At 69.0% G+C, this 19927-nt stretch carries 19 protein-coding genes; 14 read left to right on the top strand and 5 right to left on the bottom strand.

Features of this window, described 5'->3' with window-relative positions; translation table 11 throughout:
• Nucleotides 1-206 precede the first annotated feature (206 nt).
• The 13 genes from ACOMD9_RS11255 to ACOMD9_RS11315 all read left to right on the top strand — a co-directional run bounded on the left by ACOMD9_RS11255 (nucleotide 207) and on the right by ACOMD9_RS11315 (nucleotide 12913).
• Nucleotides 207-2492 carry a bifunctional salicylyl-CoA 5-hydroxylase/oxidoreductase gene (locus ACOMD9_RS11255; RefSeq protein ID WP_421414810.1) on the top strand — a complete coding sequence of 762 codons (2286 nt, stop codon included), beginning with the start codon at nucleotides 207-209 and terminating at the stop codon, nucleotides 2490-2492.
• Nucleotides 2489-3238, top strand: coding sequence for an SDR family NAD(P)-dependent oxidoreductase (locus ACOMD9_RS11260; RefSeq protein WP_421414812.1), 750 nt, complete (start codon nucleotides 2489-2491; stop codon nucleotides 3236-3238). Before ACOMD9_RS11255 ends, ACOMD9_RS11260 begins: the two co-directional genes overlap by 4 nt.
• Nucleotides 3235-3702: a MarR family winged helix-turn-helix transcriptional regulator gene (locus tag ACOMD9_RS11265; protein WP_421414815.1), complete on the top strand. Its 468-nt coding sequence runs from the start codon at nucleotides 3235-3237 to the stop codon at nucleotides 3700-3702. The genes ACOMD9_RS11260 and ACOMD9_RS11265 overlap by 4 nt, the downstream gene beginning before the upstream one ends.
• Nucleotides 3699-4508, top strand: a complete 810-nt coding sequence (locus ACOMD9_RS11270; protein WP_421414817.1) for an enoyl-CoA hydratase family protein — start codon at nucleotides 3699-3701, stop codon at nucleotides 4506-4508. Before ACOMD9_RS11265 ends, ACOMD9_RS11270 begins: the two co-directional genes overlap by 4 nt.
• On the top strand, nucleotides 4508-5689 hold the full coding sequence (locus ACOMD9_RS11275) for an acyl-CoA dehydrogenase family protein (protein WP_421414819.1): 1182 nt from the start codon (nucleotides 4508-4510) through the stop codon (nucleotides 5687-5689). Before ACOMD9_RS11270 ends, ACOMD9_RS11275 begins: the two co-directional genes overlap by 1 nt.
• 67 nt (nucleotides 5690-5756) lie before the next feature.
• Nucleotides 5757-7427: a benzoate-CoA ligase family protein gene (locus ACOMD9_RS11280; protein WP_421414821.1), complete on the top strand. Its 1671-nt coding sequence runs from the start codon at nucleotides 5757-5759 to the stop codon at nucleotides 7425-7427.
• A 66-nt stretch (nucleotides 7428-7493) separates the two neighbouring features.
• Nucleotides 7494-8636, top strand: a complete 1143-nt coding sequence (locus tag ACOMD9_RS11285) for an ABC transporter substrate-binding protein (protein WP_421414823.1) — start codon at nucleotides 7494-7496, stop codon at nucleotides 8634-8636.
• A gap of 62 nt (nucleotides 8637-8698) precedes the next feature.
• On the top strand, nucleotides 8699-9619 hold the full coding sequence (locus ACOMD9_RS11290; RefSeq protein WP_421414826.1) for a branched-chain amino acid ABC transporter permease: 921 nt from the start codon (nucleotides 8699-8701) through the stop codon (nucleotides 9617-9619).
• Nucleotides 9612-10655, top strand: a complete 1044-nt coding sequence (locus ACOMD9_RS11295) for a branched-chain amino acid ABC transporter permease (protein WP_421414828.1) — start codon at nucleotides 9612-9614, stop codon at nucleotides 10653-10655. The genes ACOMD9_RS11290 and ACOMD9_RS11295 overlap by 8 nt, the downstream gene beginning before the upstream one ends.
• Nucleotides 10648-11391 (top strand): ABC transporter ATP-binding protein, encoded by a 744-nt coding sequence (locus ACOMD9_RS11300; protein ID WP_421414830.1) that lies wholly within the window; start codon nucleotides 10648-10650, stop codon nucleotides 11389-11391. Before ACOMD9_RS11295 ends, ACOMD9_RS11300 begins: the two co-directional genes overlap by 8 nt.
• Nucleotide 11392: 1 nt before the next feature.
• Entirely contained in the window at nucleotides 11393-12073 is a 681-nt protein-coding gene (locus tag ACOMD9_RS11305; protein ID WP_421414831.1) for an ABC transporter ATP-binding protein, read from the top strand.
• A gap of 11 nt (nucleotides 12074-12084) precedes the next feature.
• Nucleotides 12085-12510: an acyl-CoA thioesterase gene (locus ACOMD9_RS11310; RefSeq protein ID WP_421414832.1), complete on the top strand. Its 426-nt coding sequence runs from the start codon at nucleotides 12085-12087 to the stop codon at nucleotides 12508-12510.
• Nucleotides 12503-12913: a RidA family protein gene (locus ACOMD9_RS11315; RefSeq protein ID WP_421414834.1), complete on the top strand. Its 411-nt coding sequence runs from the start codon at nucleotides 12503-12505 to the stop codon at nucleotides 12911-12913. Before ACOMD9_RS11310 ends, ACOMD9_RS11315 begins: the two co-directional genes overlap by 8 nt.
• 56 nt (nucleotides 12914-12969) lie before the next feature.
• Here ACOMD9_RS11315 and ACOMD9_RS11320 read toward each other — a convergent pair whose 3' ends face one another.
• The 5 genes from ACOMD9_RS11320 to ACOMD9_RS11340 form a co-directional block, all read right to left on the bottom strand.
• Nucleotides 12970-13818, bottom strand: coding sequence for an alpha/beta hydrolase (locus tag ACOMD9_RS11320; RefSeq protein ID WP_421414837.1), 849 nt, complete (start codon nucleotides 13816-13818; stop codon nucleotides 12970-12972).
• Between the two features lie 51 nt (nucleotides 13819-13869).
• The gene (locus ACOMD9_RS11325; RefSeq protein WP_421414840.1) at nucleotides 13870-14394 is read right to left on the bottom strand and encodes a disulfide bond formation protein B; all 525 of its coding nucleotides are present in this window, start codon (nucleotides 14392-14394) and stop codon (nucleotides 13870-13872) included.
• Nucleotides 14391-16016, bottom strand: coding sequence for a glutamate--cysteine ligase (gshA, locus tag ACOMD9_RS11330; RefSeq protein WP_421415045.1), 1626 nt, complete (start codon nucleotides 16014-16016; stop codon nucleotides 14391-14393). Before gshA ends, ACOMD9_RS11325 begins: the two co-directional genes overlap by 4 nt.
• Nucleotides 16017-16152: 136 nt before the next feature.
• Nucleotides 16153-18537, bottom strand: coding sequence for a Tex family protein (locus ACOMD9_RS11335; RefSeq protein WP_421414842.1), 2385 nt, complete (start codon nucleotides 18535-18537; stop codon nucleotides 16153-16155).
• A gap of 71 nt (nucleotides 18538-18608) precedes the next feature.
• Nucleotides 18609-18854, bottom strand: a complete 246-nt coding sequence (locus ACOMD9_RS11340; protein ID WP_421414844.1) for a DUF1127 domain-containing protein — start codon at nucleotides 18852-18854, stop codon at nucleotides 18609-18611.
• Nucleotides 18855-18962: 108 nt separating this feature from the next.
• Between ACOMD9_RS11340 and ACOMD9_RS11345 the strand changes: the two genes are divergently transcribed.
• Nucleotides 18963-19817 carry a LysR substrate-binding domain-containing protein gene (locus tag ACOMD9_RS11345; RefSeq protein ID WP_421414846.1) on the top strand — a complete coding sequence of 285 codons (855 nt, stop codon included), beginning with the start codon at nucleotides 18963-18965 and terminating at the stop codon, nucleotides 19815-19817.
• Nucleotides 19818-19927 lie beyond the last annotated feature (110 nt).

The following is a 19927-nucleotide window of genomic DNA, read 5'->3' on the forward strand; positions in this document are numbered from 1 at the left end:
GCCCGTCCGCCGGACCGCGCTCCCTGATCCAGAGCCCATGCAGCAGGAGGAACTCGTCCCCGCGGGACGCCATGCGCCCCCGCATCGCCACGCGCCCGGCTAATTACTTCAAGCTTGAAATTTCATACTTGAACTATATGCAGGCCGTGCCTAGGCTGCAGGACAGGCACCACAACAACAACCTCACCTGCGGATGATCACGAGCCATGAGGATAGCCTGTCTCGGTGGAGGCCCCGCGGGGCTCTACTTCGCCATCAGCATGAAACTGCATGATCCCGACCACGAGATCGTGGTGATCGAGCGCAACCGCCCCGACGACACCTTCGGCTGGGGGGTGGTGCTCTCCGACGAGACCCTGGACAACCTGGCGCGAAACGATGCCGCCAGCGCCGAGCGAATCCGCGAGCACTTCGCCTACTGGGACGACATCGCGGTGATCCACCAGGGGGTCAAGACGGTCTCCACCGGCCACGGCTTCTGCGGCATCGGCCGCCGCCAGCTGCTGCTCCTGCTGCAGGCCAGGGCCCGGGAGCTGGGCGTCGAGCTGCGCTTCGAGACCGACATCCCCGAGCCCTCCATCGACGACCTGCGCCGCGAGTTCTACCTGGTGCTGGCGGCCGACGGCCTCAACTCCCGCACCCGCCAGCGCTACGCCGAGCACTTCCGGCCCGATATCGAGGTGCGCGCCTGCAAGTTCGTCTGGCTCGGCACCCACCAGACCTTCGACGACGCCTTCACCTTCATCTTCGAGAAGACCGAGCATGGCTGGGTATGGGCCCACGCCTACCAGTTCGACGACGACACCGCGACCTTCATCGTCGAGTGCAGCGAGCCCACCTGGCGGGCCTTCGGCTTCGGCGAGATGAGCCAGCAGGAATCGATCGCCGTCTGCGAGCGGATCTTCGCCGACCACCTCGGCGGCCATGCGCTGATGACCAACGCCCACCATATCCGCGGCTCGGCCTGGATCAACTTCCCGCGGGTGCTCTGCGCACGCTGGAGTCACGACAACGTGGTGCTGATGGGCGACGCCGCCGCCACCGCCCACTTCTCCATCGGCTCGGGCACCAAGCTGGCACTCGAGAGCGCCATCGCCCTGGCCGACTACCTGCACAGCGAACCCGACATGGCCGCCGCCTTCGCCCGCTACGAGGAGGAGCGCCGTCTCGAGGTCCTGCGCCTGCAGTCGGCGGCACGCAACTCCACCGAATGGTTCGAGCAGGTGGAGCGTTATCTCGACCTCGACCCGGTGCAGTTCAACTACTCCCTGCTGACCCGTTCCCAGCGCATCAGCCACGAGAACCTTCGTCTGCGCGATCCGCAGTGGCTGGAGAGCGCCGAGCGCTGGTTCCAGGCACGGGCGGGCAACGACGGCAGTGCCCGGGCGCCCATGTTCGCGCCCTTCAGGCTGCGCGACATGACCCTGGCCAACCGCGTGGTGGTCTCTCCCATGGCGCAGTACAAGGCGGTGGAGGGTTGCCCCACAGACTGGCACTTCGTCCACTACGCCGAGCGCGCCAAGGGCGGCGCCGGCCTGGTCTACACCGAGATGACCTGCGTCAGCCCCGAGGGGCGCATCACCCCGGGGTGTCCCGGCTTCTATGCCCCGGACCAGGAGGCGGCCTGGAAGCGGCTGTGTGACTTCGTCCACGCCGAGACACCGGCGAAGCTCTGCGCCCAGGTCGGCCACGCCGGACCCAAGGGGTCGACCCAGCTCGGCTGGCAGGAGATGGACGCCCCGCTGCCCGAGGGCAACTGGCCGATCCTGGCAGCTTCCGCCGTGCCCTGGTCACCACGCAACCAGGTGCCCAAGGCGATGGACCGCCGCGACATGGATCTCGTCCGCGAGCAGTTCGTGGCGGCCGCCCGCATGGCCGACCGCGCCGGCTTCGACATGCTCGAGGTGCACGCCGCCCACGGCTACCTGCTGTCGTCCTTCATCACGCCGCTGACCAATCGCCGCGACGACGAGTACGGCGGCTCGCTGGAGAACCGCATGCGCTACCCCCTGGAGGTGATCCGCGCGGTGCGCCAGGCATGGCCCGAGCACAAGCCGCTGTCGGTGCGCATCTCGGCCACCGACTGGGTCGGCGACGAGGGCGTCACCCCCTCCGATGCCGTGGCGATCGCCCGGCTGCTCCAGGCCGCCGAGGTGGACATCGTCGACGTCTCCGCCGGGCAGACCTCGACCCGGGCGCAGCCGGTCTACGGGCGCATGTTCCAGACGCCCTTCTCGGACCGCATCCGCAACGAGACCGGCATGGCGACCATGGCGGTGGGCAACATCTACCAGGCCGACCACGTCAACTCGATCCTGATGGCCGGCCGTGCCGACCTGGTGTGCCTGGCCCGGCCGCACCTCGCCGATCCCTACTGGACCCTGCACAGTGCGGCCGGCCTCGGCGACGACCAGTGCGACTGGCCGGCCCCCTACCGGGCCGGCCGCGACCAGCTCCTGCGGCTGGCCGAGCGCGGCGAGGGATGGACATGAACCGGACACACCTCGACGGCAAGCGCGTCGTCATCACCGGCGGCGGCAGCGGCATCGGCGCCGACATGGCGCTGGCCTTCGCCGAGGCCGGCGCCGAGGTGACCATCACCGGGCGGCGCCGCGAGCCGCTGGACACCAGTGCCGGGCGGCATCCTGCGATCACGGCGAAAGTCGTCGATGTCACCGACGAGGCCGCCATGGTGGCGCTGTTCGAGGGACTCGGCGAGGTCGATATCGTGATCGCCAATGCCGGCGCCGCCGAGAGCGCCCCCCTCTCGCGCACCGGGCTCGACCAGTGGCAACGCCTGCTCGACGTCAATCTCACCGGGGTCTTCCTCACCCTGCGCGAGGGTCTCGGGCGGCTCACCGATGGCGGCCGGCTGATCGCCGTGGCCTCCACCGCCGGCCTCAAGGGCTACCCCTATGTGGCCCCCTATTGCGCCGCCAAGCACGGCGTGGTGGGGCTGGTGCGGGCCCTGGCGAAGGAGACCGCCGCTCGCGACATCACCGTCAATGCCCTCTGCCCCGGCTTCACCGATACCCCGCTGCTCGAGGCCAGCGTCGCGACCATCGTCGCCCGCACGAGCCAGTCCGCGGAGCAGGCGCGGGGACATTTCCGGTCGACCAACCCCACCGGCCGCCTGATCCGCCCCGCCGAGGTGACGGCCACGGCGCTGTGGCTCTGCGGCCCGGACAGTGGCGCCATCACCGGCCAGGCGATATCGATCTCGGGAGGCGAGACATGACGGCGCCCACGTCAAGCCAGGCAGCCCTGAGCAAGGAGCGTCTGCGCCTCTGGCTGCGCCTGCTGCGGGTGACCCGCCAGGTCGAGTCGGAACTGCGCGAACGGCTGCGCCTGGAGTTCGACTCCACCCTGCCGCGCTTCGATGTCCTGGCCGCGCTGTTCCGCGAGCGGGAGGGGCTGAAGATGAACGAGCTGTCGCGGCGCCTGCGGGTCTCCAACGGCAATGTCACCGGCATCGTCGAGCGGCTGGTGGATGACGGCCTGGTGACGCGTATCGCCATCGAGGGGGACCGTCGCGCCACCCTGGTCCGCCTGACCGAGGCCGGTCGCCGCGCCTTCGCCGAGATGGCCGTGGCCCACGAGGGCTGGGTCAACGCCCTGCTCGACGGCGTCACCGAAGCGGATGCCCACCACATCGGCGAGCTGCTGCACCGCTTGCCGGCCGACACGGGAGAGACGAGATGAACCTGGCCGACCTGACGCCACGACACTTCCTCTGGCGCATGGAGGGCGACGTCGCGGTCATCCGCCTGAATCGCCCCGAGCGCAAGAACCCCCTGACCTTCGACAGCTACGCCGAGCTGCGCGACACCTTCCGCGACCTGGCCTATGCCGAGGACGTCAAGGCGGTGGTGTTCGCCCCCAACGGCGACAACTTCTGCTCCGGCGGCGACGTGCACGAGATCATCGCGCCGCTGGTGGACAGCGACATGAAGCAGCTGCTGGCCTTCACGCGCCTGACCGGCGACCTGGTCAAGGCGATGCTGAACTGCTCCAAGCCGATCATCGCCGCGGTGGACGGCGTCTGCGTCGGCGCCGGCGCCATCATCGCCATGGCCTCGGACATCCGCTTCGCCACGCCCCGGGCCAGTACCGCCTTCCTCTTCACGCGGGTGGGCCTGGCCGGCTGCGACATGGGCGCCTGCGCCATCCTGCCGCGCATCATCGGCCAGGGGCGCGCCGCCGACCTGCTCTACAGCGGCCGCAGCATGAGCGCCGAGGAGGGCCAGCAATGGGGCTTCTACAACCGGCTGGTCGAGCCCGAGGCGCTCGAGGCCGAGGCCCTGGCCTACGCCACCCGTCTCGCCCGGGGGCCCACCTTCGCCCACGGCATCACCAAGACCCAGCTCAACCAGGAGTGGTCGATGAGCCTGGAGCAGGCCATCGAGGCCGAGGCCCAGGCCCAGGCGATCTGCATGCAGACCGGCGACTTCGAGCGCGCCTATCGCGCCTTCGCCGCCAGACAGAAACCGGTCTTCGAGGGGGACTGATGAGCGATTCGAGCTTTCTCCACTGGCCCTTCTTCGAGGCACGCCACCGGGAGCTCGCCGAACGGCTGGAGGCCTGGTGCCGGACCGAGCTGCCCCGCGACCACGACGACGTGGATGCCAGCTGCACCGGCCTGGTGCGCGACCTGGGCCGGGCCGGCCTTCTCGAGCTCACCGGCGGCGACGCCATCGACGTGCGCAGCCTGTGCCTCGCCCGCGAGACCCTGGCGCGCCACGACGGACTGGCCGACTTCGCCTTCGCCATGCAGGGCCTGGGCACCGGTGCCATCAGCCTCCATGGCAGCGCCGAGCAGGCCCGGTGGCTGGAGCGGACCCGCCGCGGCGAGGCGATAGCGGCCTTCGCCCTGACCGAGCCGAACTCCGGCTCCGACGTGGCCCGTATCGACACCCGGGCCGAGCGCATCGGCGACGAGTACCGCCTGAACGGCGAGAAGACCTGGATCTCCAACGGCGGCGTCGCCGACCTCTACACGGTGTTCGCCCGCACCGGCGAGGGACCCGGCGCCAAGGGGTTGTCGGCCTTCCTCGTGCCGGCCGACACCCCGGGGCTCGAGATCCGCGAGCGGCTCGAGACCCTCTCGCCCCACCCCCTGGCGCGACTCGGCTTCGACGACCTTCGCCTGCCGGCCAGTGCCCTGATCGGCGAGCCGGGCCAGGGCTTTCGTATCGCCATGTCGGTGCTGGATGTCTTCCGTGCCACGGTGGGCGCCGCCGCCCTGGGGTTCGCCCGCCGGGCCCTCGACGAGTCGCTGGCGCGGGCGCGCAGCCGCGAGCTGTTCGGCGGCCGGCTGGCCGACCTGCAGATGGTCCAGGGACACCTGGCCGACATGGCGCTGGACGTGGATGCCGCCGCGCTGCTGGTCTACCGCGCCGCCTGGACCAAGGACCAGGGGGCCGAGCGGGTCACCCGGGAGTCGGCCATGGCCAAGCTGTTCGCCACCGATCGTGCCCAGGCGGTCATCGACAAGGCCGTCCAGCTCCACGGCGGCGACGGGGTGCGCAGGGGCCATATCGTCGAGAGCCTCTATCGCGAGATCCGCGCCCTGCGCATCTACGAGGGGGCCTCGGACGTGCAGAAGCTGGTGATCGCCCGCAGCGCACTCGCCACCGACGACCGAGGCCAGGCCCCGGGACAACCGACCCGGGACACCCGCAGCACCTGACAGCGTATCCCCTGTCGACGCCTCCGGGCGCCGAACACAACAACAACATGCTGTACGGAGAATGGTCATGAAAAGCCCGTCGGCCCATGCCGATACCTTCGCCCGGGACAACCTGCCGCCTCCCGGGCAGCAGCCCGACTTCCTGCTGGATGGCTTCGACTACCCCGAGCGGCTCAACGCCGCCGTGGAACTCTGCGAGCGTCAGATCGAACGGGGCCACGGCGAGCGGATCGCGCTGGTCGGCAACGGCCGCAGCCGCACCTACCTCGAGCTCGCCGAGTGGACCAACCGCCTCGCCCACGCCCTGGTCGAGGAACTCGGCGTGCGCCCGGGCCAGCGGGTGCTGATCCGCTCGGCCAACAACCCGGCCATGGTGGCCTGCTGGCTGGCCGCGACCAAGGTCGGTGCCGTGGTGGTCAATACCATGCCGATGCTGCGCGCCGGGGAGCTCGCCAGGATCGTCGACAAGGCCGAGGTCTCGCTCGCCCTGTGCGACAGCCGGCTGCTCGAGGAGCTCGAGACCTGCGCGGCGGACAGCGCCTTCCTCGAACGGGTAGTGGCCTTCGACGGCGCCGCCGGCCACGACGCCGAACTCGACCGCCTGGCGCTGGGCAAGCCCGGCACCTTCGACGCCGTGGCGACCGCCGCCGACGACGTGGCACTGCTCGGCTTCACCTCCGGCACCACCGGCAAGCCCAAGGCCACCATGCACTACCATCGCGACCTGCTGATCATCGCCGACGGCTATGCGCGCGAAGTGCTGCAGGTCACCCCGGAGGACGTCTTCGTCGGCTCGCCACCGCTGGCCTTCACCTTCGGCCTCGGCGGCCTGGCGATCTTCCCGCTGCGCTTCGGCGCCACCGCGGTGCTGCTCGAGCACGCCACCCCGCCCAACATGATGGAGATCATCCGCGAGCACCGTGCCACCGTGGTGTTCACCGCGCCCACCGCCTATCGCGCCATGCTCGCCGACCGGAAGGATGGCCAGGCGCTGCGGAGCCTGAGGGTGGCGGTCTCGGCCGGCGAGACCCTGCCGCCGCCGATCTACCACGACTGGATCGAGCGCACCGGCACGCCGATCCTCGACGGCATCGGCGCCACCGAGATGCTGCACATCTTCATCTCCAACCGGCTCGACGACCACCGCCCCGGCTGCACCGGCCGTCCCGTCGGCGGCTACCAGGCCCGCGTCGTCGACGAGGAGATGCGGGAAGTGCCCAGGGGGGAAGTCGGCCGCCTGGCGGTGCGCGGCCCCACCGGCTGCCGCTACCTCGCCGATGATCGCCAGCGCGGCTATGTGCGTGACGGCTGGAACCTCACCGGCGATGCCTTCATCCAGGACGACGAGGGCTACTTCCACTTCGCCGCCCGCAGCGACGACATGATCATCTCGGCCGGCTACAACATCGCCGGCCCCGAGGTGGAGGCGGCCCTGCTGGCCCACGAGGCGGTCCAGGAGTGCGCCGTGATCGGCGCTCCGGACGGTGAGCGTGGACAGATCGTCGAGGCTTTCGTGGTACTTTGCCCCGGTAACGAGCCCGGCGAGGCGTGCGTGAAGCGGCTGCAGGACCACGTCAAGCAGCGTATCGCGCCCTACAAGTATCCACGTTCGATACGCTTCGTGGAGACGCTGCCGAAGACGGCCACCGGCAAGGTCCAGCGCTTCCGGCTGCGCCAGGAGCACTACCCGGACACGGCCTGGCCCGGCTCGACGCGACCTGGCCCGCCCCGGCCATGACGATGAACCCGCGCCTCCGACGAGGCGCCCCGTACAACAAGACGACAAGCGCAGAAGGATACTCTCATGAAGAAACTCGCTAGCTTCGGCCTCGGTCTGCTGATGACATCCGCCATGGCGGCGGCCCAGGCCGAGGAGGTGAAGATCGGCATGATCACCACCCTCTCCGGCGGCGGCTCCCACCTGGGCGTGGATGTCCGTGACGGCTTCATGCTCGCCATCGAACAGTCCGGGCGCAGTGACATCGAGGTGCTGATCCAGGACGACGGCAATCGCCCCGACCTGGCCCGCAGCCTGTCCAACGAGTTCATGCAACGCGACAACGTCGACATCCTGACCGGCATCATCTGGTCCAACCTGGCCATGGCGGTCGTGCCGGCGGCGGTTCGCCAGGGTGTCTTCTACATCTCTCCCAATGCCGGCCCCTCGGACCTGGCGGGGCGCATGTGCCACGAGAACTACTTCAACGTCGCCTGGCAGAACAACAACCTGCACGAGGCCATGGGCGCCTATGTCAAGGGCGAGGGCTTCGCGAAGCCCATCCTGCTGGCCCCCAACTACCCTGCCGGCACCGACGCCCTGGCCGGCTTCAAGCACCGCTACGAGAACGAGGTGGTCGACGAGATCTATACCCAGATGGGCCAGACCGACTACGCCGCCGAGATCGCCCAGATCCGGGCCAGCGATGCCGACAGCCTGTTCTTCTTCCTCCCCGGCGGCATGGGCATCTCGTTCATGAAGCAGTGGGAAAGCTCCGGGGTCGACCTGCCGATCTTCGGCGCCGCCTTCTCCTTCGACGAGATCATCATCCAGGCGGTGGGCAGTGCGGCGATCGGGGCCATGAACACCTCCCAGTGGGCCTATGACCTCGACAACGAGACCAACCACGCCTTCGTCGACAGCTTCCGCGAGACCTATGAGCGGACCCCGACGCTCTACGCCTCCCAGGGGTTCGATACCGCCAACCTGATCCTCAGCGCCCTGGAGAAGGCGCATCCCGACGACCAGGACGCCTTCCGCGAGGCGCTGCGCGAGGCCGACTTCGCCTCGGTGCGCGGCAAGTTCCGCTTCGGCAGCAATCACCACCCGATCCAGGACATCCATGTCCGCGAGGTGGTCGAGGGCGACGATGGCCAGCCCACCAACCGCCTGGTCGGCCTGGCCATCGAGGATATCCAGGACGTCTTCGCCGCCGAGTGCCAGATGTAAGCGTGACGACGCCGGGTCCCCCGTGACCCGGCGAACCCCACCCTCTGCCAAGGATGCCCGACGTGTCCGCTACCCTGCTTATCGAGCAACTCATCAACGGTCTGCAGCTCGGTACCATGCTGTTCCTGATGGCCAGTGGCCTGACCCTGGTGTTCGGCGTGATGGGTCTGATCAACCTGGCCCACGGCTCCTTCTACATGGTCGGCGCCTATGCCACGGCCCTGGTCACCGCTGCCACCGGCTCCTTCTTCATCGGGCTGGTCGTCGGCATCGCCGTGGCCGCGGCGGTCGGCGCACTGGTCGAGCTGATCGTCATTCGTCGCCTCTATCACCGCCCGCACCTGGACCAGGTGCTGGCCACCTTCGCCCTGATCCTGGTGTTCTCCGAGGGCACCCGCTGGCTGTTCGGCTCCTCGCCGCTCTGGCTCAGCCCACCCGAGCTGCTGTCGGGCTCGGTGGCACTGCCCGGGGGCTCCCGCTATCCGGTCTACCGGCTGGTGATCATCGGCGTGGGCATCCTGATCGCGCTGGGCCTCTATCTGCTGATCACCCGCACCCGCCTGGGCATGCGCATTCGTGCCGGGGAGAGCGACCGCGAGATGATCGGCGCCCTGGGCGTCAACATCGCCCGGCTCTACACCCTGGTCTTCGCCCTCGGCGCGGCCCTGGCGGGCCTGGCCGGGGCCATGGTCGGGGCCCTGCAATCGGTACAGGTGGGCATGGGAGAGCCGGTACTGATCCTGGCCTTCGTGGTGATAGTCATCGGCGGCATCGGCTCGATCAAGGGGGCCCTCTACGGCGCCCTCCTGGTCGGTGTCGTCGACACCCTGGGGCGCATCTTCCTGCCGGCCTTCTTCCGCCATTTCATGAGCCCCTCCGAAGCCGCCGGCGTGGGAGCCGCGCTGGCGGCCATGCTGATCTACATCCTCATGGCCGTGATTCTCGCGTTCAAGCCCAAGGGACTCTTTGCCGCCCATGACTAAGCCAACGACGCCCACCATCGCCCGACCCGGCCTGCCGAAACCCTCGGCGCGCTGGCTCGACCGCAAGGGCCTGGTCCAGATCGGCCTGCTCGCCCTGCTGCTGCTGGCTCCCCTGGCCGCCTACCTGCTGGGCCACATCTACTACGTCAACCTGGCCTCGCGCATCACCCTGGTCGCCATGGCCGCCGTGGGGCTCAACCTGGCCATCGGCTACGGCGGCATGATCAGCTTCGGCCACGCCGCCTACTTCGGCCTGGGGGGCTACGTGGCCGGCATCAGCGCCTACCACGCCTTCGATGTCAGCCCCTTCATGACCTGGCCGGTGGCCATTCCCGGCAGCGACAGCATGCTGGTGATCTGGCTGGCGGCCATCCTGCTGTGTGGCCTGCTGGCGCTGGCCATCGGCGCGATCTCGCTGCGCACCACGGGCGTCTACTTCATCATGATCACCCTCGCCTTCGCCCAGATGGTGTACTACTTCGCCAACTCCTGGCCCTCCTATGGCGGCGAGGACGGCCTGCCGATCTACCTGCGCAACGGCCTGCCCCTGGTCGACAGCAACGATCCGCTGACCTTCTTCCTGGTCTGCTTCACCGGCCTGGTGCTGGCCATGGCGATCACCTCACGGCTGATGAAGTCGCGCTTCGGCGCCGCCCTGACCATGGCTCGGCTCAACGACACCCGCCTGGCCACCGCCGGCATCTCGGCCTACCCCATCCGCCTGGTCGCCTTCGTCATCTCGGCGATGATCACCGGCCTGGCCGGTGCGCTCTACGCCGACCTCAACGGCTTCGTCAGCCCCACCATGCTCAGCTGGCACCTGTCGGGCGAGTTGATGGTGATCGTGATCCTGGGCGGCGTGGGCCGCCTCTACGGGCCCCTTGCCGGTGCCCTCCTGTTCGTGATGATGGAGACCCTGCTGGGCGGGCTGACCGAGTACTGGAAGCTGTTCCTGGGGCTGGTACTGCTGTTCGTGGTGCTGTTCGCCAAGCACGGGGTCATGGGATGGCTGGCAGGGAGGGAGCCCCATGAGTGAGATCGTGCTGTCACTGAACCATCTGCACAAGCGCTTCGGCGCCCTGCAGGCCACCCGCGATGTCTCCCTCGACCTGCACGGCGGCGAGATCCATGCCCTGATCGGCCCCAACGGCGCCGGCAAGTCGACCCTGATCAGCCAGATCGCCGGCAACCTCTCCCCCGACGCGGGCAGCGTGCACCTGGCCGGCCGCGAGATCACCACCCTCAGCGTCGCCCAGCGGGCCCGCCTGGGGCTCGGCCGCAGCTTCCAGGTCTCCTCGCTGGCCGAACCGCTGTCGGTGATCCGCAACGTGATGATCGGGGTCCAGGCGCTGCAGGGGCACAGCTTCCGTTTCTGGAAGCCGGTGGGCCGCGACGAGAGCCTGCTGGCTCCGGCCCGGGAGGCGCTGGAGAGGATGCAGCTGAACCAGCGTGCCGACACGCCGGTCGCCGAGCTCTCCCATGGCGAACGCCGCCAGGTCGAGGTGGCCTGCGCCCTGGCGCTGAAGCCCCGGGCCCTGCTGCTCGACGAGCCCATGGCGGGCCTGGGGCCGGAGGGCACGGCGCGCCTGACCGAACTGCTGGAGGCCCTCAAGCTCGAGGTGCCGATCCTGCTGATCGAACATGACATGGAGGCAGTGTTCCGGCTCGCCGACCGCATCTCGGTGCTGGTCTCGGGCAGCGTCATCGCCCACGGCGACAGCGCCACCATCCGTCAGGACCCGCGGGTTCGCGAAGCCTACCTGGGAGATTGAGATGCTCGAGATCACCGCCATCGAAACCTTCTACGGGCCTTCCCAGGCGCTGTTCGGCGTGGACCTCAGCGTGCAGGCCGGCGAGATGGTGGCCCTGATGGGCCGCAACGGCATGGGCAAGACCACCACCATCCGCTCCATCTTCGGCCTCACTCCGGCACGCAGCGGCAGCATCACCTTCGAGTCGCGGGAACTGCGCCGCCTGCCGGCCTATCGCATCGCCCAGGCCGGGCTCGGCCTGGTACCCGAGGGACGGCGCTGCTTCCCCAACCTCTCGGTGCGGGAGAACCTGGTGGTCACTCGCCAACCCGGCGACTGGAGCCTGGCACGGGTCGAGCAGCTCTTTCCCCGGCTGGCCGAACGTCGCAGCCAGATGGCGAACACCCTCTCGGGCGGCGAGCAGCAGATGCTGGCCATCGGCCGGGCGCTGATGACCAACCCGCGCCTGCTGGTGCTCGACGAGGCCACGGAGGGCCTGGCCCCGGTGATCCGTCGGGAGATCTGGTCCGCCATCCGCCTGCTCAAGGAGCAGGGCCAGTCGATTCTCATCGTCGACAAGTCGCTCTCCGAGCTGCTGCCGGTGGCCGACCGCTGCACCATCCTGGAGAAGGGGCGCACCGTCTGGTCGGGCCGGCCGGAGGCGCTGGACGACGACGTTCGCGACCGTTACCTCGGCGTATGACAGGGGGTTCCATGCCGTTCACCACCCAGCGCAAGGTGCGCTTCCAGCACTGCGATCCGGCAGGCATCGTCTTCTACCCCCGTTACTTCGAGATGATCAACTCGGTGGTGGAGGACTGGTTCGAGGAAGTGGTCGGCCACGACTTCAACCGCTTGCATGTGACCTCGGGCACCGGGGTACCCACCGCCTCCATCGAGACGCAATTCCACGCCCCCAGCCGGCTGGGAGACTGGCTGGAGTTCCGCCTGACGCCCCTGGCCACGGGGCGTACCAGCCTGAAGCTGCAGGTCACCGCCTGCTGCGGCGACCAGCGACGCCTGACCAGCGTCTCCACCCTGGTATTCGTCGACCTGGCCAGCGGAAGCCCCCTTCCCTGGCCCGACCCCATGCGCCGGCACTTCGCCATGGACTGCCAACAAGGACTACACGATGCGTGACGCCACCCCACACCAACTGCTCCACCCCTCCCGCTGGAAGGCCGCCGTGGGCTATGCCAACGGCATCGCCGCTTCCGGCCGGACGATATTCGTCGGCGGCCAGATCGGCTGGAACGGCGACCAGGAATTCGAGAGCGACGACTTCGTGGCCCAGGTCCACCAGGCCCTGGACAATATCGTGACGGTGCTCAGGGAAGCCGGAGCGGGTCCCGAGCACGTGGTACGCCTGACCTGGTACGTCACCGACAAGCAGGAGTACCTGGCCCGGCTGAAGGAGATGGGGGCCGCCTATCGTGAAGTGATGGGCAAGCACTTCCCGGCCATGACCATGGTCCAGGTGGCCGACCTGATCGAGGACCGCGCCAAGGTCGAGATCGAGGCCACCGCGGTGCTGCCCTGCTGAATCCGGCGCGGGCAGCGGTTCGCCCCGGCACTGCCGGGGCGAGTCCGTGTCGGCGCCTATCGGTGCCAGGCGCCGATCAGCTCGGCGAAGCGCCCCCCCGCCCGGTAGTGCTCCAGGATGGAGAAGTGGTCGTCGCCGGCCAGCAGGTCATGGTCGACCTCGACGCCCTGGCCATGCAGGTGCTCGGCCTGGGCGAGCATCTGCCGTTCGAACTCGCCTGACTCCTCGGCCCCGGCCACCAGGTGCACCTTCGCCGGCACCCGGCACGGCAGGAACAGCGGGCTGTAGTCGGCGACGTCACGACCGGTGAGCTGCAGCTTGGGCTGCAGCCAGGACCAGGGGAAGGGGCGCAGGTCATAGAGGCCGCTGACGGCCAGGGCACCGCGGATCGGGTCATGGGGCAGTCCATAGACCCCCTCCCAGTCGGTGGCCAGCAACATGGCACAGAGGTGACCGCCCGCCGAGTGTCCCGAGATGCTCAGTCGTGCGGGATCGACGCCCAGTGACTCGCCATGGCGATGCATCCAGGCCAGGGCCGCCCGGCTCTGGCGTACCACCTCACCGAAGGCGACGGCGGGGCAGAGGGCATAGTTGACCACCGCCACCGTGATGCCCGCCTCGACCAGGCCGTCGACGACGAAGCCGAACTCCTTGTGACCCAGCGAGCGCCAGTAACCGCCGTGGAAGAACAGGTGGACCGGGGGACGCTCCCCCTCGGCGTGGTAGACATCCATGCGCTCGGCCAGCGAGGGACCGAAGGCGATGTCCTCGCTGACGCGGTGGCGCAGACGGGCACGCTGGCTCCGCCTGCGCCAGTCGTCCACCAGCACCGCCGGATCGCGCCCCTGCATGGGGTCGTACTGGCGATCGATCTCTTCCTGGGTGGCGAAGTCGCGGTAGAGCATGGTGTCGTCCTTCCTGTTGTGCCGGTCGCGGCAGCGCCGGGGCCATGTCGATCAGGCCAGGGGGCGCTCCCGACAGGCGGTGAGCAGCATGCCCAGCGGGGCGAGCGCCAGCACCACGAAGCCGATCAGGGTCCAGCCGGGCAGCGAGATGCCGAGCAGCAGGAAGTCGATCTCGGCACACTCGCCGGACCCCGAGAGCACCATGGCAACCACGTCGCGCAGCGGCAGGATGTCCATCATGTAGTCGAGCCCGGGACCGCAGGTCGGCACCTCATCGGGCGGCAGCGACTGCAGCCAGAGATGGCGCCAGGCCACGCCGATGCCGCCGATCACCGCCGACAGCGACAGCCCGCCGTAGATCGCCGCCCCCGCACGCCCGCCAGGGTTGTGGAGCGCGGCGACGGCGAACACCGACGCCGCACCCAGCACGGCGACGCGCTGGAAGATGCACAGCGGGCAGGGCTCGAGCCCGGCGATATGCTCGAGCCCCAGGGCCACGGCCATCATCAGCGCGCAGAAGGCCAGTCCGGCGAGGCTCCACTGGCGTACGGAGAGTCGCTGCAGGGCGTGGGTCACGAGGCTGCCTCGCTGCTCAGCCGGGACTCCCGGGCACGGGTGAAGTAGTGAGCGAGGAAGTCGTCGAAGCCCTCGCTGTCGGCAGCCTCGATATCGCGCTGCTGCTGGTGGGAGGTCTCGACCAGCTGATCGAACAGCACCTGACGGGCGGGGTCCATGGGTTCTTGGCGCAGCCGCTCGGCCTGCTCGCGGGCGATCGCCAGCATGGCATCGCTGAGCTCTTCTCCGCTCGCCTGCAGACGGGCGAGCAGCTCCCCGGAGGGAGTGAGCGAGGGATCCTCGAGCCGCGGCGCCAGGGCGGCCACGGCCTCCCGGTGGGGCGCCCCCTTCTCCAGCAGGTCGAGCAGCTCGGCGACCCCGGCCATCTCGGCCAGGATCTCCCCTCCCCAGTCGGCGATGCTGCGCTGGCGGCCGTCGTGGGTCAGGCGCAGCTCGGGGTCACGGCCGCGCTCCACCACCAGGCGACGGTTGTCGTCGAGCCGGTCGCACTCCTCGTCGGGAATCCAGGGGCTCTCCGAGAGCAGGCACCACATCAGGAAGGCATCGAGGAAGTGGATCTGCTCCTCGTCGATGCCCAGGGTCAGCATGGGGTTGAGGTCGAGGCAGCGCACCTCGATGTACTCCACGCCGCGGGCCTCCAGCGCCTGGCTGGGGGTCTCGTCGTGGCGTGCCACCCGCTTGGGGCGGATGTCGCTGTAGTACTCGTTCTCGATCTGCAGGATGTTGGCATTGAGCTGGCGCCACTCGCCGTCCTCATGAACGCCCATTGCCTGGTAGGCCGGCCAGGGGGTGGAGATGGCATGACGCAGCGTGTTGACGTAGTTGGAGAGCGAGTTGAAGCAGATCTTCAGCTGGGCCTGCACCTTGTTCTGGTAGCCCAGGTCGGACATGCGCAGGCTGGTGGCGTGGCGCGAGACCAGCGTCTCGTCGCCGTGGGCCTCGAACCTGGCGGGCACCTCGCCACCGGCCAGGAAGCTGCGATCCAGTGCCGGCGAGGCACCGAACAGGTAGAGCAGCAGCCAGCTGTGGCGGCGGAAGTTGCGGATCAGCCCGAAGTAGCGCGCCGAGCGGTAGTCGTTCATCGGCGTGTCGTCGGCGCCGTCGAGTTCCCGCAGGCACAGCCAGAGGTCGTCGGGCAACGAGACGTTGTAGTGGATGCCGGCGATGGACTGCATGATGCGCCCGTAACGCACGTCGAGTCCCTTGCGGTAGACGTGTTTCATGGTGCCGACGTTGGAGTCGCCGTAGTCGGCGATGGTCACGCTGTCGTTGCCGTCGAGGCGGGCCGGCATGCTGGCCGGCCAGATCAGCTCGTCCCCCAGGTGGCGGTAGCTGAAGCGGTGCAGGTCGGCGAGGAACGCCATGGCATCGGCCGGCCGACTGTAGACCGGGGTGATGTACTCCAGCAGCGCCTCGGAGTAGTCGGTCGTGATGTGCGGATGGGTCAGCTTGGACCCCAGCGCGGCCGGGTGGGGCGTGGAGGCGATGCGCCCCTGCGGGTCGACGCGCAACCCCTCCTTCTCGATGCCGCGGCGCAGGCGACCGATCAGCCCCCGGCGGGCGGGTTCCTTGAGTCGCTCGATGAGGGTGGCGAGTGAGTCGGACAAGAGAGAACACCCCATGTCGTGGAAGCCGGCCGGAGCGACGCGCTTCACGGTTCGCAATCGTGGCGAGCGCGCGGCAGGCTGTCGCGCGCCCATGAAAGATCAGATTATGGCGCCGACTGGCGACGATTCAAGGTTAGCCTGCTTCGGTTTCTCAGCGGCCCTTCTTCGCCTTGAGCAGGGCGGCCCCCAGGGCACCCATCTGACCACCCGACTGGGTGCCGGGCTCCGCCGGCCGGCCGCCCCGGCGCGACGCCTTGTCCTTGCCGCGACGGCGGTCGTCGCCACTCCCCTGCCGGGGCCTGCCCCCCTCCTCGCCCGGCTGGTCGTCCAGGCGCATGGAGAGGCCGATGCGGGCCCGCTCGAGGTCGACGCTCATCACCTTGACCCTGACGATGTCGCCGGCCTTGACCACCGTGCGGGGGTCCTCGACGAACCGGTCGGAGAGCGCGGAGATGTGCACCAGGCCGTCCTGGTGGACGCCGATGTCGACGAAGGCGCCGAAGTGGGTGACGTTGGTGACGCTGCCCTCGAGGATCATGCCGGGCTCCAGGTCCTTGAGGGTCTCGACCCCCTCGCGGAACTCGGCCGCCTTGAACTCGGGGCGCGGGTCGCGGCCCGGCTTGTCGAGCTCGGCGAGGATGTCGGTCACCGTGGGCACACCGAAGCGCTCGTCGGCGAACTCGGCGGGCCTGAGCGACTTCAGCGTGGCGCTGTCGCCGATCAGGCTGCCGAGATCCCGGCCGCTCTTCTCGGCGATGCGCTCCACCAGCGGGTAGGCCTCGGGGTGCACCGCGCTGGCGTCCAGGGGGTTGTCGCCGTTCATGATGCGCAGGAAGCCCGCGCACTGCTCGAAGGTCCTGGGCCCGAGGCGGCTGACGTCGAGCAGCGCCTTGCGGCTGGTGAAGGCGCCTTCGGCGTTGCGCCGGGCGACGATCGACTCGGCCAGGGCCGGCGAGAGCCCCGCCACCCGGGAGAGCAGTGCGCTCGACGCGGTGTTGAGGTCGACCCCCACGGCGTTCACGCAGTCCTCGATCACCGCCTCGAGGCTTCTCGACAGCTGCACCTGGGAGACGTCGTGCTGGTACTGGCCCACGCCGATGGACTTGGGCTCGATCTTGACCAGCTCGGCCAGCGGGTCCTGCAGGCGCCGGGCGATGGAGACCGCCCCGCGAATGGTGACGTCGAGGTCCGGCAGCTCCCGGGAGGCGTACTCCGAGGCGGAGTAGACCGAGGCGCCGGCCTCGCTGACCATCACCTTGGCCAGCGCGCGCTTGCCGGCCCCGGTCCTTGTAGAAAAGGCCTTGACCAGGTCCCCGGCCAGGCGGTCGGTCTCGCGGCTGGCGGTGCCGTTGCCCACGGCGATCAGCGCCACGTCGTGCTTCTCGACCAGCTTTGCCAGCTCGGCAAGCGACGCCTCCCAGGCGTTGCGGGGGGCATGGGGATAGATCGTGGCGTGCTCGAGGAACTGACCGGTGGCGTCCACCACCGCCACCTTGCAGCCGGTGCGCAGGCCCGGGTCGATGGCCAGTGTGGCCTTCTGCCCCGCCGGGGCGGCGAGCAGCAGGTCCTTGAGGTTGGCGGCGAAGACCTCGATGGCCGCCTGCTCGGCACGCTCGCGCAACCGACCCAGCAGCTCGGTCTCCAGGTGGGTGTAGAGCTTGACCCGCCAGGTCCAGCGCACCACGTCGCGCAGCCATTTATCCGCGGCGCGGCCCTCGTCGCCGCTCCCGTTGAAAATATCGAAGTGGCGGGCGATGGCCACCTGGGCGGGGTGGATCGGGGCCTCGTCCTCGCCGGGCAGCCGGAGGGCCAGGGTCAGCACGCCCTCGTTGCGGCCACGGAACATGGCCAGGGCACGATGGGACGGCGTCTTCGACAGCGTCTCGTCGTGCTCGAAGTAGTCGGAGAACTTGGCGCCCTCGGCCTCCTTGCCGGGAATCACCCGGGCGCTGAGCTCGCCCTCCTGCCACAGCCGCTCGCGCAGGCTGCCCACCAGCTCGGGGTCCTCGGCGAAGCGTTCCATCAGGATCTGACGGGCGCCGTCGAGGGCCGCCTTGGCATCTTCTATGGCGGGGATGTCACCCTCGGCGGCGCGAAGGTACCTGGCCGCCTCGGCCTCGGGGTCCCGGGTGGGGTCGGCCAGCAGGGCCTCGGCCAGCGGCTCGAGGCCCGCCTCGCGGGCGATCTGCGCCTTGGTGCGGCGCTTCTTCTTGTAGGGCAGGTAGAGGTCCTCCAGGCGCTGCTTGGTGTCGGCGGCCTGGATCTGCCCCTTGAGCTCGGCGGTGAGCTTGCCCTGCTCGTCGATGGCGGCGAGCACCGCCACGCGGCGCTCCTCCAGCTCGCGCAGGTAGCCGAGGCGCTCGTGGAGGTTGCGCAGCTGGGTGTCGTCGAGCCCGCCGGTCACTTCCTTGCGATAGCGGGCGATGAAGGGCACGGTGGCCCCGCCGTCGAGCAGCTCCACCGTGGCCGAGACCTGCTGCGGGCGAACGGAAAGCTCCTCGGCGAGGCGCGTGATGATGCGTTGGGTGGCGTCCATGTGAACCTTCGCTGATGCTCGAGAATCGATCGCGACAAGGTACCACAATCGTCACGGTGCCGCCGCCGCCCTCAGCGCCGCCCCCCGGTAACGTCCCAGAAGGGGCGGCGCGCCTCGCGCAGGGCCTCCCGCCGGGTCAGGCCGATATCCCGCAGCAGGTCGTCGCTGAGCTCCCCCAGTTGGTGCCGCTCATGGCGAAGCCGGTTCCAGCGGGCCAGTCGGCGGTAGCCGGCGCGTACCCCGCCGGTGAGCCGTGCCGGAATCCCGCCGGCATCGGTGGCAGCTGTCTCGGTTTCGCAGCAGGTGGACAGGGTCATGACGGTCTCCTCTCACTGGTGGGTGTGGAGGAAGTGTCGAACGGGGGATAGAATCAATCCAATGGATAATCGTGATACTCAACATCAACTGGCGTGATGGATACTGACATGCTCCGGACCATCGACCATGAACTCCTGCGCACCTTCGTCGCGATCGTCGACCACGGCGGGTTCACCCGCGCCGCCCGGGCGGTCAATCGCACCCAGTCCACCGTCAGCATGCAGATCAAGCGGCTCGAGGAGGACGTGATCCAGCGCCCCCTGTTCGAGCGCCAGGGGCATCGAATGCACCTGACCAGCGAGGGCACCACCCTGCTCGGCTACGCACGCCGCATCCTCGACCTGCACGGCGAGGCGCTCAACGTGCTGCGTCAGCCGGACATGGTGGGGCGCGTGAGGCTCGGCGTACCCGATGACTACGTGATGCGCTTCCTGCCGGGCATCCTGAAGTCCTTCTCCCGTACCTGGCCGCTGGTCGACGTGGAGGTGCAGTGCGCGCCCTCCTCCGAGCTGTTGGGTCGCCAGTCGGGCAGCCTCGACCTGAGCATCGTGACCCGCGAGGTGGGCCAGGAGATCGGCGAGATCCTGCGCCAGGATGAGACGGTCTGGGTCGTCGCCGAGAACCACGCCACCCACCAGCAGTCCCCGTTGCCGCTGGCACTGTTCGAGGCGCCCTGCTTCTGTCGCCGCCACGCCAGCGATGCCCTGACGCGTGCCGGACGCCCGTTTCGCATCGCCTACTCCAGTCCCAGCCTGGCCACCCTGCAGGCGGTCGTCGGTGCCGGCCTCGCCGTCTCGGCATGGATGAAGAGCCTGGTCACACCGGGCATGCGTATCCTCGGCGAGGCCGAGGGCTTTCCCCCGCTGCCCGATGCCTCGATCGTGCTGCTGCGCGCACCGGAGGCGGCATCACCGGCGGTGGAGGGCCTGGCACAGCATATCGTCGAGGGCTTCGGGCACTAGGCTATGTCTGAAAAGTCGATGAGCGATGGTCAGACAAGGCAAAAATCGGCGAAAAGGCGGAGTTTACGGGGTGTAAATGAGTACTTTGAGCTGATTTTTAACGCCGTATG

Origin of the sequence: Halomonas terrestris (assembly GCF_049166755.1) — a bacterium.
Lineage (GTDB): Bacteria > Pseudomonadota > Gammaproteobacteria > Pseudomonadales > Halomonadaceae > Halomonas.

What these genes read in the sequence shown, in the direction of transcription:
- ACOMD9_RS11255 (WP_421414810.1), top strand. Translation starts at nt 207, where the DNA reads ATGAGGATAGCCTGTCTCGGTGGAGGCCCCGCGGGGCTCTACTTCGCC.
- ACOMD9_RS11260 (WP_421414812.1), top strand. Translation starts at nt 2,489, where the DNA reads ATGAACCGGACACACCTCGACGGCAAGCGCGTCGTCATCACCGGCGGC.
- ACOMD9_RS11265 (WP_421414815.1), top strand. Translation starts at nt 3,235, where the DNA reads ATGACGGCGCCCACGTCAAGCCAGGCAGCCCTGAGCAAGGAGCGTCTG.
- ACOMD9_RS11270 (WP_421414817.1), top strand. Translation starts at nt 3,699, where the DNA reads ATGAACCTGGCCGACCTGACGCCACGACACTTCCTCTGGCGCATGGAG.
- ACOMD9_RS11275 (WP_421414819.1), top strand. Translation starts at nt 4,508, where the DNA reads ATGAGCGATTCGAGCTTTCTCCACTGGCCCTTCTTCGAGGCACGCCAC.
- ACOMD9_RS11280 (WP_421414821.1), top strand. Translation starts at nt 5,757, where the DNA reads ATGAAAAGCCCGTCGGCCCATGCCGATACCTTCGCCCGGGACAACCTG.
- ACOMD9_RS11285 (WP_421414823.1), top strand. Translation starts at nt 7,494, where the DNA reads ATGAAGAAACTCGCTAGCTTCGGCCTCGGTCTGCTGATGACATCCGCC.
- ACOMD9_RS11295 (WP_421414828.1), top strand. Translation starts at nt 9,612, where the DNA reads ATGACTAAGCCAACGACGCCCACCATCGCCCGACCCGGCCTGCCGAAA.
- ACOMD9_RS11300 (WP_421414830.1), top strand. Translation starts at nt 10,648, where the DNA reads ATGAGTGAGATCGTGCTGTCACTGAACCATCTGCACAAGCGCTTCGGC.
- ACOMD9_RS11305 (WP_421414831.1), top strand. Translation starts at nt 11,393, where the DNA reads ATGCTCGAGATCACCGCCATCGAAACCTTCTACGGGCCTTCCCAGGCG.
- ACOMD9_RS11310 (WP_421414832.1), top strand. Translation starts at nt 12,085, where the DNA reads ATGCCGTTCACCACCCAGCGCAAGGTGCGCTTCCAGCACTGCGATCCG.
- ACOMD9_RS11315 (WP_421414834.1), top strand. Translation starts at nt 12,503, where the DNA reads ATGCGTGACGCCACCCCACACCAACTGCTCCACCCCTCCCGCTGGAAG.
- ACOMD9_RS11320 (WP_421414837.1), bottom strand. Translation starts at nt 13,818, where the DNA reads ATGCTCTACCGCGACTTCGCCACCCAGGAAGAGATCGATCGCCAGTAC.
- gshA (WP_421415045.1), bottom strand. Translation starts at nt 16,016, where the DNA reads ATGGGGTGTTCTCTCTTGTCCGACTCACTCGCCACCCTCATCGAGCGA.
- ACOMD9_RS11335 (WP_421414842.1), bottom strand. Translation starts at nt 18,537, where the DNA reads ATGGACGCCACCCAACGCATCATCACGCGCCTCGCCGAGGAGCTTTCC.
- ACOMD9_RS11340 (WP_421414844.1), bottom strand. Translation starts at nt 18,854, where the DNA reads ATGACCCTGTCCACCTGCTGCGAAACCGAGACAGCTGCCACCGATGCC.
- ACOMD9_RS11345 (WP_421414846.1), top strand. Translation starts at nt 18,963, where the DNA reads ATGCTCCGGACCATCGACCATGAACTCCTGCGCACCTTCGTCGCGATC.